The sequence below is a fragment of the Paenibacillus sp. FSL R5-0766 genome, assembly GCF_037971845.1.
In the GTDB taxonomy this organism is placed as follows: Bacteria; Bacillota; Bacilli; order Paenibacillales; family Paenibacillaceae; genus Paenibacillus.
On sequence record NZ_CP150227.1, the window covers coordinates 2,139,887 to 2,154,071 of the forward strand.

The window sequence follows — 14,185 nt, forward strand, 5'->3', positions numbered from 1 at the left end:
GAAGGGTCTGCATTTATCTGTATACGCTTTCAGTTAGCCAGATATTCGACGAATCTTACAAAGATCGTGGCTACTTCGGCGCGGGTGGCGGTGGCTTTGGGAGCAAAAAAGTTGCCCGGTTTGCCTAATACAATGCCGTTGCCTTGCAGCGCCTGAACGGCCTCCAACGCCCAGGAGCTGATCTCACTCTGATCCGTGAAGGACTTAGAGTGGCTTTCAGGTATCTCATAGCCCTTGTACTTCATGTAGTTGTACAGGATCACCAGCATCTGCTCACGCGTCATTGGTGAATTGGGGTCAAACAGGTCTGCGTTTGTACCGTTGACTATGCCTTTTTCAGCCGCCCACTCGGCTGCCGCGGTGTACCACTGTCCGTCCGTCACGTCGCTAAAGCGGGAACTTGTGTAGCTGGAGAGATTTATGTTCTCAAGATTGGCCAGTACCTGCACGAACATTGCACGCGTCATTGCGTTGCCCGGTGAGAACGTTGTGGACGTCGTGCCGTTGAAAAGATCGTATGTGTAGGCGAAATTTATATCGTTGTAGAACCAGTCGTCCATGTCGGCATCCCTGAAAGGATTACCTGTTATCACGTGGAAGCCCAGTGGGATGGAGTCATCAAACGCCAGCTCCGTACCCTCACGGATGTTCAGCGACATGCCGTTGTCTAAGCCAACTCTTGCACCGCTGGGTCCTACCACAACCGTTCCACCGCTCCGTATCTTCGATCCTCCTTGGATATGCACCTGGTTGCCGTTTGGCAGTTTCACATGCGCGTCTTTGCCGCCTACTGTGACCGTACCGTCGCTCGCTATCGTCGAGCCGCCAGAAATGGTCACCGTGCTGTTGCTGGCGGGTAGTGTCACTTCGGCGCTCTTGTCTGCCGGAATGGTTACCTTACCATTTGAGTCTATCGTTGTGCCTTCGGGCACCTTGATCTCCGTCCCTCCCTTGGTCGTAATCGTGCCGCCGCCGGGCAGGGTGGTGTTGCCATTTTTGTCTGTGATAGCGGGTTTATCCTTCGGTGTATTCAATGTGTAGGTCGATTTCGACATTCCAGCGTCTGTCCCGGTGTTCGTATTGTTAGTGTTGTGTGTATTACCACTGTTGCCTGTATTACCGTTGTTGCCCGTAGTACCACCAGAACCAGGTACGGTAGGAGTCGTCGTCTTCGTCGGCATCGCCGGTGCACTGATCTCCGCGCCGTCTCCCTTCGCGTTCACCGCAACGATTTTGAAGCTGTAATTTTGGCCGTTTGTCAGGTTCTTGAAGGTATACTTGGTCTCCGACGCATCGATTACGACCGGCGTTACGTTGCCATACCATACCTTGTAGCCCAAGATCGCACTGCCACCGTTGTCAGCAGGGGCGGTCCAGCTCAGTGTGACCTGTCCGTCACCGGCTGTCGCCTTGAAGCCGCTCGGAGCACCGGGCACGACCGGTTTTCTCTGTGCAAACATCCATTCAAAGACGTCTGTGTAGTCATTGTTCCAAGCCGGCAAGTTAGAGGACTGCGCCGTGGGAGCTATGCTCCAATCCCCCATAGTTATCTCGTTGTAAAGAACCGCCGCTTCAACTTCGTGCGCTATGTAATCAGCCAGAACAGGTGTGTTGGCCGGATTCGGCCTCAGATTCGGCTGATCAAATTGATTGTAGGGCCACGTGAGGACCTCATTACTCTCAAAGCGCGAAGCCCTTGCGTTGATCATTTTCGGCATATTGTTATTGATAAAGTTATTGAGGTTAGTCTGGTAGCCTCCAACATTATGAGCATTTAAAAACATCCAATAGGCCAGGTTGTTGTGAGCGTCATTGTCCTTAGCGTTCGGTGAACCGCTTACCGGGGCCATAGGTGCGGCGGCGGCGAAGAAGCCAGGGTAGCTGTTAACTAAGTTGTTTGTATACTGGCCACCCCAGGAGAAGCCAGCTGCGTAAACACGGTTAGGGTCTACTTCGCCGCTGGCAATCAGGGCGTCTATGACCTTCTTAACATTCTCTGTTGAGGGAACAGATACGCCATTATAGGAAATATTCAGTACATGGCTGGCGTACTTGTCAGGATTTTTCTCCATTTTTTTCATTAGAGCGACCGAGCCGTTGGCGGATTTCATGGCCGCTTTTTGGTCTGTCCCAGCGTTTGTGCCGCCGCGTGACATGCCGTGTGTATAAACATACAGCGGCAATCCTTTGATCACTTTACCGTCTTCATCCTTGTGAAGGTAGAGCGAGCGATTGACCGAATTGTCCGTGAATGTTGTAAACTTGTCAAGGATTGGATTCACAACTTTTTCCTGTTCAAAAACCACGTTGCGAAGTGGACTCCCCTCTGTCAGTACGATCTCTCCGTTTGGTACGATGTTGTAAACCTGCTTTGTCGAGTTACTGCTGCCATCCAGCGTTGTTTTGCCGCCGCTCGCTGAATAAAACTCAGACTCAACTACGATGTAACGGCCACTTGCCAGTCCGTCCTGATAATCCGGTGAATTGCTTACCGGCCCCAGATAGCCGCGTACCTTCGGTTCGTCATTAGCATATACCCTTGTGATCTTGCGCGTTCCTTCAAAGGTAACTGCTTCGCCGTTCAGGGTCGTGTTCCTAGCCGATAAGGCAAACAAGTCCGGATTAAGCGCGGAGCCTAACGCTGCCTTCCCCTCGCCTAAATCAATGATGACAGCCGTTGTGTACTCGCCACTGGCGAAGTTGTCATTCCATACAACAAAGGGAAGCAGCCCCGCGTCTGGATCGTTTTTGAATGTTACGTGAATTGTATGGTCAGCCTCAATATTCGAAAAGGTATAAGTGCCAGCAGAGAGAGTCGCGGTCTCGCCGTCTACCGTTACGGTATCCACCATTTTGCCGGAATCGGGGGTAAACGTAAATTCTTTGTTAGAGTCCCGATCTACTCTCAGAACATCGCCGGGTGGGTTCGGCGTTATTCGGCCGCCCGGTCCCGCAGTGGCGGTGATTGAGAATCTGGTGTCCACTTCATTGGCTAAAGAGAGCTGCAGGCTGTCTGTAAAAGAAGCAGCGCTGGTGTAAGCCGCGTCCGGATCTCCGAAACTGGAAACGACTTCATAGCGGTCACCGCCCTTTTCCGTTGAGTTATTAATATAAACCTCAAAGGTAAGCTTGCCCTCCTCCAAGGTCAAGGTTCTTTTGGGTATTCTCATCTCCACGATATATCCTGTTTCCGTGATCTGGGTCCATGCAGCTCTGCCCGGAGCGGCCTGCCCTGAGAACACGCCCGTCGCGCTGACGCGCCATTGGTTTGAGCCTCCGGTTCCGGTGCCGACATAAAACTCCAGGCTGTCGTACTGGTGATCTCCGCCAGCTCCCTGATATAGATTACTGTCATTCACAAATACTCGGGCATACAGGTAGTCATGGTCCCAAAGGATTCTGGCTGTGCCCGTGGCATGGGGTCTGGGATCGGCGGGCACAGTGCTTTTGTTGATGTGATGCTCCATGGTCTGGTCCCAGAGTGGGTCGTTTGACCCGAGTTCGGGAGTTCCAAAAATGGCGGTGGGTGTTTCATTCGCTTCTGCGTTCTCGATGTTGTCAGTGGCGGCGGCATAGCTGGTAGGCATTAGCGACGCCACCATTACCAAGCAACAGAGGAACGCGAGCATTCTGCTAAATCGTTTTGGCATAAATGAAAATCCTCCTTATTTTTCGATCCGGTGCGCCCATGGCTTACCCGCATCGTCTTCGGACACGTTGCCATATGACAAGCGCCCAACTATATATATTATGTTTATCAGGCGTTCAATCCTTTAATTTAAACATAGAGTATATTCAGAATGAAAACGATTACTTCGAAGTATAGGGATAGTGTTGAAGTTAGCGTGAATTGCAATAAAAAAATCCACCTTATGAACAAGATACTACATTGAATTGGAAGTGTTGAAGACGTAATATGAGAAGAAATGTAAGCGCATTCTTTTTTAAGACGTATCTCTAGTACCTTGAGCGAGGGGGTCTGGTTTTAAAGGTGAGGGATATGGGTTGTATGCTTCTGAAAATTAACCGAAGGGGAGAATGCTATGCGGAAGCGAATTTCAATCATAATGTTAGCTTTTCTTTTGACCTTTAGTAGCTGTTTTAGTCTTGTCCTGCCATTTAGCAATCAAGCTTCAGCGGACACAATAACACCAACGATGTTGGCACATTATCCATTGCTTGAGGATGTACAGGATATATCAGGGAATGAAAAGCATGGAACGGCCGTAGGAAACATTACGTACACCGATGGTCTCACTCTGCCTGGGGGAACAGATAGTACTACAAATTACGTTCAGCTTCCTACGGGTTTGTTTGATAATCAAGAAAATACAACGATATCTGTATGGATCAAGAGCAACACTGGGAGTGGGAACTACTCAGCGTTATTCTACGGTACTCCAGCAGCTGGCAATAACTTGCCAACGAATTACTGGATGTTTAATCCATCGAATCCAAGTGGTGATTTTAAGTCAGTATTTACGAATAACAATAATGTTGACCAGCCTTGGACGACTGAGGTAGGAGTATCAGGCACTTCTACGTCACCATACGAAGGTCAATGGGTTCACTATACGACGGTTATTACAGAACGCTCTATTTCAGGTTATATTAACGGTGTTCATATAGGCACGACCGCCAAAGAGAAAACAACAGCAAGCTTTGGTACTGATCTGCAAGCTTACATCGGTCGCTCCAATTATTTAGGCGATGCTACTTTTGCGGGCAGCTTTCAAGATTTAAGAATTTACGGAGAGGCACTAAATAATGAAGATATTGCTGTAGTATATGAACAATCGTTTAATGAAAAGCAAGTACAACAAGGCAAAATAGAGCTAACGTTAGGAGACATATCGGCAGTTACAGAATCTCTTGAACTACCTACTGAAGATAAGAATGGCGCAATGATCTCATGGACGTCTAGTGATGAGAGTGCGATCAGTCCAACGGGTGAAGTAATCTTACGAGAAATTGAACAACAAGTGACGTTAACTGCAACCATTTCTTTGGGTGGAAGCCAGGCAACGAAGGAGTTCATTGTTACCTTACTACCTAAGGATGACTCTATTGAGCAGATTGCCGTTAAGAATGTTTCGCTTAATGAACCTACATTTATTTTATCAGTGGGGGACAGCGAGACATTAGTGGCTACGATTTCACCTTCAAATGCAACGAATAAAAGAGTTATCTGGACATCTAGTGACTCCAGTATAGCGATTGTCAATTCAACGGGTAAAGTTACAGCTGTTAGTGAAGGTACAGCCACAATTACGGTACAGACGGAAGATGGAGAGTTTACAGCTACATCAGCCGTTACCGTTAAGGGAAAATCGCTAAAAGATGATCTTATTCTTCATTACAACATGAAAACGACTGAAGAAGTAGACGGTCAACTCGTACTGAAGGATGTTGCCAACAAGGCAGTTACATTTGACGGAATATTTAGAAATCCAAACAATGGACAATTCATTTCAAACAGTGAGGTTGGCTTTATTTCCTTCAATGGTGGAAGCTTTACATCGAATAGTGGGCATGTTGAGATTCCTAAGGGCTCAAATGGACTAGATCTACTACACGGTCTGAATGAGATTACAGTATCTTCAATCGTGAACTGGACGAATGATGGGACAAATCGCTGGATCTTCGGTTTGGGTACTGTATTAACACCAGAAACGAACAAATATTTCTTCGTAACCCCACGGCACGGTAGCGGATCAGGTAATATGATTGCTACAGGTATCTCTAAAAATGGCTGGCCAAACGAAGCATTAGTTACAGGTAGCGCAAACTCAAACCTGATCGGTGGGCAGTGGAAGCATGTAACGGTGTCCTTGTCCGAAGCTAGCAATAGGATAACGTTATTCGTGGATGGAGTTAAGGTTGCTTCGGGTAATGCGAAGGGACTAAAGCTGTCAGAAATTATTAATCCGGATGCTACGTTCTCTGGTTTTATCGGTAAATCAATCTTCTCAAACGATCCATACCTTCAAGGTAGCGTGGCTGATTTTCAAGTATATGATCGCGCCTTGACAGAGCAAGAAGTAGGCGAGTTATATCAACAAGAAGGAGCAACTCACATCTCAAAAATACGTCAGCTCACTGTTGATGATGCAGCAAATCAACTTAACATCAGTAGTTTCTTAGGTGAAGGCGATAAAAGCACCGATAAGATAACGAGAAACGTTACATTACCGACAAGCGGTAAAAACGGCGTGAGCATTACTTGGAGTTCCAGTCATCCTACTGTCATTTCTAACCATGGCATTGTACAACGTCCAGCTGTTCAAGCAGGTAATGTTCAGGCAGAGCTTACGGCTACTTTAACGTATCAAGGAGTATCAACTACAGCTGTATTCCCTGTTACGATCTTGAAGCAATTCGATGACGAGCAGAAGGTTGATCTGGATGCTGAACAATTAGAGATTTACAATGCGGACAACGTAAAAGGTAACGTACGTCTTGTAACTACAGGTGAACAAGGCTCCAGCATTACATGGACATCTAGCAGACCGACGGTTGTTAAAGGAACGGCTGAAGCGGCTGGTAACGCTACACAGTTAGGCTGGGTAAGCCGTCAAGCTACGGATATACCCGTTACGCTAATAGCTACAATTACGAATGGTACAGCTTCTAAAGAGCGTACTTTTAACGTCACGATTAAAAAAGCAGCTGCGCCAGTACAGCCTGATGCGTACTTCTTTGCGTACTTTACAGGTGAATATGAGGGTGGTGAAGAGATATCCTTCGCTACAGCAGAAGATCCATTGTTCTGGAAAGGGTTGAATAACGGTAAGTCGATCCTTCAATCGGATATGGGTGAAAAAGGACTTCGAGATCCATTCGTTATTCGGTCACCAGAAGGTGATAAATTCTATATGCTGGCAACCGATTTGAAAATGGGTGAAAGTACAAATTTCGACCAAGCTCAAATTACGGGTAGTCATTACATGATGATTTGGGAGTCGGAGGATCTCGTTCATTGGAGCGAACAGCGTATGATCGAGGTTGCTCCTAAGACTGGAGGAAATACGTGGGCACCCGAAGCGATCTATGATCCGGTAACTGGAGAGTATATCGTATTTTGGGCATCATCGATGAAAAACACAGAGACATATGGTGATTATAACGGAAGACCTGCAGGTCAGTACAATGTGATGTACTACGCAACAACAAGAGACTTCTACAACTTCTCTGAGCCAAAGGTCATGATTGATGAGTCACTTCCGACCATTGATACAACGTTTATTGAGCATAATGATATGTTGTACCGATTCACCAAATCAGAAGTAAATACTAAAGTGTATGTGGAGAAAGCACCAACTTTTTACTATGACAAGGACAATATTGCAGCTAACGGCCTTCAATACGACGCTGTTCCGGGTACACGTGATAATAAACTTGGCTTGATCGGAAATAATGGAAACAACGAAGGGCAGACGATTTTTAAGGATAATAATAAAGACAAATGGTATCTGTTCCTTGATTCATGGCCATATCATGTCCGATATACAACAGATCTGGATAGTAGCACGCAATATATGAACAATGTATTAAGTAGTGATCAATATGCACTTCCGCCAGGACCACGACACGGAACGGTAATTCCAATCTCACGTGCAGAGTATGATGCTTTGCAAGAGAAGTATGCATGGAAAGGTCCAGCACCAGCAACAGACCCGGTTGTACATTACTCATTTGATGCAAATACAGTGAATGGTACAACGTTGAATGACATTTCTGGTAATGGTCATCACGCAACACTAGTAGGTGGAGCAACGATTAATGAAGAGGATCGTATCGGTAAAACGGGTGGTGCACTAGAGCTTAATGGAACAACAGGATATGTGAAGCTGCCAGATAACTTGATTCAATCCTTGAATCTTGAGAAGGCTACGTTCTCTACATGGGTTCAAATGGACAGCAATCAAGCAAATCAAAGAATATTTGATTTTGCTTCCGAGACAGGCAGACAGGTTAACCGCAACACGATGTACTTGAGCACACAAGGGGATACAGGTGGTCTGGAGTTTGCTGTCGTAACACCTTTTACAGAGAAATTTAGCAGTGACAGCACGAAACTCGGATCAGAATATAAATATGCGGTGAGAAATACCGGGTTATTACCAACGAAGACTTGGCAGCATGTTGCCATTACAATGGATGAATTTGATGCAGTATTGTATGTGAATGGTCAAGAGGTTAAACGTAGCTCGACATTTAACGTTGAGCCGAGAATGTTACTGGAAACAACGATGAATTATATTGGTAAATCGAGAAACAGCTCTCACAGTCTATTTGATGGTAAATTTGATGATTTCCGTATTTATAATCGTGCATTATCCGTTGAAGAGATTGCAACATTAGCTGATGAAGACGTTACTCCTCCAGTAGAGCAGCCATCTGGGGCAGAGCTCATTCTTCACTACGATATGAATGATATCGATGGTACGACGGTTATTGACCAAACAGGAAACTTCAACGGGAAATGGATGAATCCGTCAAAAGCAGAATGGATTCGTACACAAGATGCTGGTGTACTAAGCTTTACTGGTGGCACAACTAACTCTTATGTAGAGCTACCACAAGGAGTACTCGATGGATTAACGGATATGACCGTTTCATCCATTGTGAACTGGAGCGGTAAAAACGCTGCGGAGTGGTTGTATGCATTAGGAAGACCAGACAATAACACGCACTATACGTACTTCACTCCACGTTATAATGCTAACGGTCTAGCTCGCCTTGGTATCGCGACGAATGCTTGGAATAATGAGTCATCAACTTCTACCACAGGCTTAAAGAATAATGAATGGAAAGTCGTTACGACTGTTGTTTCAGGCACGGATGGTACACTAACGCTTTATATTGATGGTGTTGCAGTTGCATCAGGCTCAACGAATGGAATGACACTAGAACAAATAAAAAATACTTCAGGCAGCAGTGGATACATCGGTAAGTCATTCTATCCAGCTGATCCATACTTCGGTGGTATGATTGCAGACTTCCAAATCTATGATGGTGCGATGACTGCGGCAGATATTACATCACTTAAGGCCCATTCAGATCAGAAGATTGCTTTGATGGAGGGTATGCTTGTATCGGCTGCGACGGAGAAATTAACGATTCATGATCTTCTTGCTGCTAATGCATCAAAAGATACGATTATAAGCAATGTCACATTGCCAACATCAGGAGCTTATGGCACAACAATAAGCTGGACTTCAGATAAGGGGAATGTCATCTCAACTACAGGTGCCGTAACCAGACCAGCTAACGCAAAAGGTGATCAAGTTGTAACGTTAACAGCAGTATTTACAGATGGTACAGAGACAGTTAACAAAACTTTTCAGTTGACAGTTAAGGCATTGCCAAACGATGTCACTTCTGTAGATGAAGCAAAAGCAGCACTAGTCGTTCATAACATTAATGATGTAAGAGGTTATATAACACTACCAGCATCTGGACTATATGGAACAACAATTACTTGGGCTTCTGCTCAACCGAACGTCGTTTCAGTTACTGGAGAAGTAAAACGTCCGGCACACGGTAGTGGAAATGTAGACGTGAAGCTTACAGCTACGATTACATTAAATTCAGCATCCACTACGAAGGAATTCATTGCAAAGGTGAAGGAACTGCCTGCTGATGAAAATTATGCGGGATACTTTTTCACATATTTCACTGGAGAAGGTACTGCAACAGGCGAGCAAGTTTACTTTGCACTAAGTAACGGCAATGATCCGTTGAACTGGCGAGAATTGAATGATGGTAAACCTGTATTGACCTCTACCTTAGGGGAGAAGGGGGTACGTGATCCGTTCATTATTCGTTCGCCTGAAGGTGACAAGTTCTACATGATCGCTACCGATCTGAAAATTAACGGCAATGGTAACTGGGGCAGAGCACAGACATGGGGCAGTCGTTCCATTATGGTGTGGGAATCGAATGATCTAGTCAACTGGACAGATCAACGCATGGTAGAGGTTGCACCGGAAGAAGCGGGTAATACATGGGCACCAGAAATTATGTACGACAAGACAACGGGTGAATATATCGTATTTTGGGCATCAAGAATGTTTGATGATGCATCCCATACAGGCAGTGCTTATCAAAAAATGATGTATAGCAAGACAAGAGATTTCTATACGTTTACTGAACCGCAAGTATATTTGGATTATGGATATTCCATCATTGACACAACGATGATTGAGCATGAAGGAAAAGTGTATCGTTTTACGAAGGATGAGCAAGACAATGGAGCTTCTGCTCCATTTGGCAAGATGATCTTCCAAGAGGTGGGTGACTCGATCTTAGATCCAACCTTCAAGATGATTAATCAAGGCGTTGGTAACATCAAATGGGTCGAGGGTCCAACGATCTTCAAATCAAATACAGATGAAAAATGGTATTTATTCGTAGATGAGTTTGGTGGAAGAGGTTATGTTCCATTCGAGACAACCAATCTTGCATCAGGTGTCTGGACATTATCTTCTAACTACAACTTACCGGCTAGTCCGCGTCACGGAACGGTAATTCCAATTACACAAAGTGAGTATGATGCACTCAACGGGAAGACCGTACCCGTTAGCGGAATTAGCTTGGACAAAACGACGTTGTCCATCGTAGAAGGTCAATCAGGGCAATTGACAGCTACGGTAGCACCAGCTAATGCAACGAAAAAAGCAGTAACATGGAGCTCAAGCAATACAGCTGTAGCCACTGTAAGTGCGACAGGTCAAGTAATAGCGGTGGCACCAGGAACAGCAAGGATCACAGTAACTACAGTGGATGGTGGTTTATCATCCAGCGCTACGGTAACGGTAACACCATTGATTGATGGGATACCACAAGCACCAAGCAGTGGGGATGGAAGTGATGGCGGTAAAATCCCTGCACCTACAGCACCACCAACTCCAGGTGGAAGTGAGCCAGTGGTCACGGACAACGGTCAAATAAACATTAAGCCAGTCGTAAGTGATAGCGGTGCTTCTAACGTGAAGTTAAGTGCGGATACGGTGAAGCGTGCGCTTGATCAAACGACAGGCGGTGAGCTACGGGTGCGAGTCGAAGCTGATGAAAGCTTGAACGGGCTAACGATTGAGCTAGCAGTAGATGCGCGTTTAACAAGTGGATCTTCTACGGTAGATCGCATCGAGATCAACACAGGCTCTGCAGTTGTAACCGTGGCAACCGAATTGCTTGGAACAGGAACAAGTGCAGGGAAAACGTTAGGATTGTCGATTAAGAAAATAACAGCTAATCAACTGCCAGCTAGTGCACAAGCTGGGCTAACCGGTGAGGTCGTATACGATATCGAGCTAACGATTGATGGTAAGAAACGTACAGAGTTTGATGGCAGAGATGATCTCGTGATTGAATTGCCATACACACTAAAGGCTGGCGAAAATCCAAACAACGTCGTTGTATACGATGTGAAGGACAACGGAGAGCTAAGAGTGGTGACGAATGGTAAATACAATGCAGCGACAGGAAAAGTAGAGTTCAAGCCAACGTATCTAAGCAAGTATACGGTAGCGTATGTTGCAACGAGCTTTAAGGATGTGACCCAAGATTGGGCGAAGGATGCGATCTCAGCATTGGGAGCAAGAGGCATTGTGAAGGGTGTAGGCGACGGCGAGTTTAATCCGAATGGTCAAGTGACAAGAGCAGAATTCATCACCATGCTGATGAATATGTTTGAGCTATCGGATGAGAGCGCAACGACAAGTTTTAGTGATGTGAAGCAAGGAGAATGGTACCATGGAAATATCGCAACCGCGCAGAAGCTGGGGATTGTGAACGGGAAACCAAATGGACGATTCGGAGTTCATGAGAACATTACGCGAGAAGATATGGCGGTTATGGTATACAAGGCTGTCCAAATTAAGCAACTAGCGTTAGCAAGTGGTGAAGCTACAGCCTTCAAGGATGAAGCAAACATCGCAAGTTATGCGAAGCAAGCGGTAGAGGCAATACAGGGAGCAGGCATAATAAACGGTGTAGGTAACGATGAGTTTGCACCAAAGAAGAATGCTAGCCGTGCAGAAGCAGCAGTGATGATCTATAATTTGTTGAGGTTGATGTAGACACGTTAAGTATAGGGCAGTTGCTATTGATTCACTCTGATAATAAAGTAGGGCGGAAGAACTTGTTCCGTCCACTTTATTGTCTGTTTAATCAGTGAGCAGGAGAAGCCGTTAGATCCTGGTTTAATGAAGTAGTTGTTAACTTTACCTTAATACGGGCTCAATTCTTCCCCTAAGATTATCGGTATAGGCCAGATTTCCATCCGTAGTAATTACGGCAGCTTCGATATCCTTCATATTATTTACTTTATGAATAATGGAGACAGCGTCGCACCCAAACAATTCTGTCGTATAGATGTCGCAGTCCAGCGATTTATCCGCAATAATCGTTAACGAAGCAATATTACTTTCGATGGGATAGCCAGTTTTACTGCTGAATATATGATGGTACTGCTGTCCTTCCTTTTCTAAAACTCTCTCGTATATTCCTGATGTAACGACGGATTGCTCGCGTATACTAACGAGTGCTGCTGCATTTCCCCTAGGTAAAAAGGGATTTTGGATTCCAACCTTCCAGTGACTGGACCCGGTGGGAGAATCGCCATGAACCAAGACATTGCCGCCCATATCAACCATAGCAGAGCTAGCTCCATTTTCCTTGAAAAATGCCATCACTTGATCGGCAAAATAACCTTTAGCGATAGCCCCAAGGTCGATCTCCATACCTTTTCTTAATAAATGAACCGTTTGCTGCTCATCATCAAGCTGTATATGCTCCGGATTCAAGAGCTCCAGCACCGCTTTAATCTCGGTATCTTCCGGCACATGTGCCTCGCGAAAACCAATTCTCCACAATTTGATCAAAGGCCCTATCGCAATATTTAAAAATGAATCTTTATTCAGGCTGTGTTCTTTGCCTATCTTAATAAGATCATACATTTCCTTGTCTACTCTAAGCGGATGTGATGCGGCTTCTTTTTTTAACATGGCAAGCTGGGAGTGCTCACTGTTGGCACTAAACACTTGTTCATAACGGACAAGCATATTCACTGCTTCCTCGGCAAGCTCTTCAGCATCTGTCCCCTCGATATAGAGGGATATGTTAGTTCCCATAAGCGGTATCGTTCTCGTAAAAGGTTTCATGATAGCCTCCTATATCGCACATTGTTGTCCGTGATTGAGAAAAGTATGGATGAGGTCATGATCCACGCTATTCAGCTTTTTTGCTCCATGATGGGCTATAAAATAATCCAGACTCATCTTCTCTACAGGGATTGGATAGATGTTGTATTCAGAAGGGCACTCCTTGATATGGATACTTTCAGGCACAAAGGTCAGACCTAAATTATGTTTTGCAAGCTTGAGTACAGTGTAGATTTCATTGCTTTCCATAACGATATTAGGCTGTACCTTGTAGACACTGAGCAATTGATCAATCTGTTTTCGGATTGCGGAACCCTTGGACGTTAGAATAAGCTTTTGATTCAAAATGGTGCTGATCTCAATCGTGCCCTCCGGGATAACTGCAACATTCTCTTGATATAATTCGCAGCAACGCGGAATGATGGCCTGGTAACTATGCCTGCCCCAGTTAAACGAGTTCAAGTTAGGGGAGATACTGCTTGAATTTTGCCCGATCCAGAAGTCCAGTTCATTATTTTGGAGACGTTTCTCATTTTTTTCAGGTAAATCCTCGACAAGATTAATTTGATAAGCAGGATGAAGCTCCAAAAAATCTGGTAGAAAAAGGGGCGTTAAGTATACACCGAGGCTCGGAAGAATGCCGATCCGTAACACTTTATTGTCGATATCCGATACATATGAGATTTCCCTTATAAGCTTTGCGTAGCTATGTTCAAGTGACGTTAGGTATTGATAATATATTTTCCCCTGCTCGGTTAATCGGTACGGAAGTTTGTTGCGAGTGATTAGCTCACAGCCCAACTCACTTTCGATTTTCTTGATAACCTTAGTGAGGTAGGGCTGAGATATGTAAAGAGATTGGGCAGCCCTACTATAGTTACTGAATTTCAATAGGCTGTCAATGTAACACAAGATATCTTGAGATTCTAATTTAGACATGTCCCTCATCCCTTGTGAAAAAAGTAACAAACTTTGAATTTGAGGTGATTATAACAAATTAGTTATCAAACTGCAAT

The 14,185-nt window shown here is 45.1% G+C and carries 4 protein-coding genes; 1 reads left to right on the plus strand and 3 read right to left on the minus strand.

Features of this window, described 5'->3' with window-relative positions:
• Window positions 1-29 precede the first annotated feature (29 nt).
• A complete protein-coding gene (locus MKY66_RS09755; protein ID WP_076209086.1) occupies window positions 30-3,650 on the minus strand; it encodes an S-layer homology domain-containing protein in 3,621 nt (1,206 codons plus the stop codon).
• Between the two features lie 417 nt (window positions 3,651-4,067).
• On the opposite strand from MKY66_RS09755, the gene MKY66_RS09760 reads away from it, so the two are divergent.
• On the plus strand, window positions 4,068-12,086 hold the full coding sequence (locus tag MKY66_RS09760) for an immunoglobulin-like domain-containing protein (protein ID WP_339807126.1): 8,019 nt from the start codon (window positions 4,068-4,070) through the stop codon (window positions 12,084-12,086).
• 144 nt (window positions 12,087-12,230) lie between these two features.
• Here MKY66_RS09760 and MKY66_RS09765 read toward each other — a convergent pair whose 3' ends face one another.
• Window positions 12,231-13,169, minus strand: coding sequence for an FAD:protein FMN transferase (locus tag MKY66_RS09765; protein WP_076209084.1), 939 nt, complete (start codon window positions 13,167-13,169; stop codon window positions 12,231-12,233).
• Between the two features lie 9 nt (window positions 13,170-13,178).
• Window positions 13,179-14,108, minus strand: a complete 930-nt coding sequence (locus MKY66_RS09770) for a LysR family transcriptional regulator (RefSeq protein ID WP_076209083.1) — start codon at window positions 14,106-14,108, stop codon at window positions 13,179-13,181.
• Window positions 14,109-14,185: the final 77 nt, after the last annotated feature.

Bases quoted from the DNA above. Each gene is read 5' to 3' on its own strand.
- MKY66_RS09765 (WP_076209084.1), bottom strand. From the start codon at position 13,169: ATGAAACCTTTTACGAGAACGATACCGCTTATGGGAACTAACATATCC.
- MKY66_RS09755 (WP_076209086.1), bottom strand. From the start codon at position 3,650: ATGCCAAAACGATTTAGCAGAATGCTCGCGTTCCTCTGTTGCTTGGTA.
- MKY66_RS09770 (WP_076209083.1), bottom strand. From the start codon at position 14,108: ATGTCTAAATTAGAATCTCAAGATATCTTGTGTTACATTGACAGCCTA.
- MKY66_RS09760 (WP_339807126.1), top strand. From the start codon at position 4,068: ATGTTAGCTTTTCTTTTGACCTTTAGTAGCTGTTTTAGTCTTGTCCTG.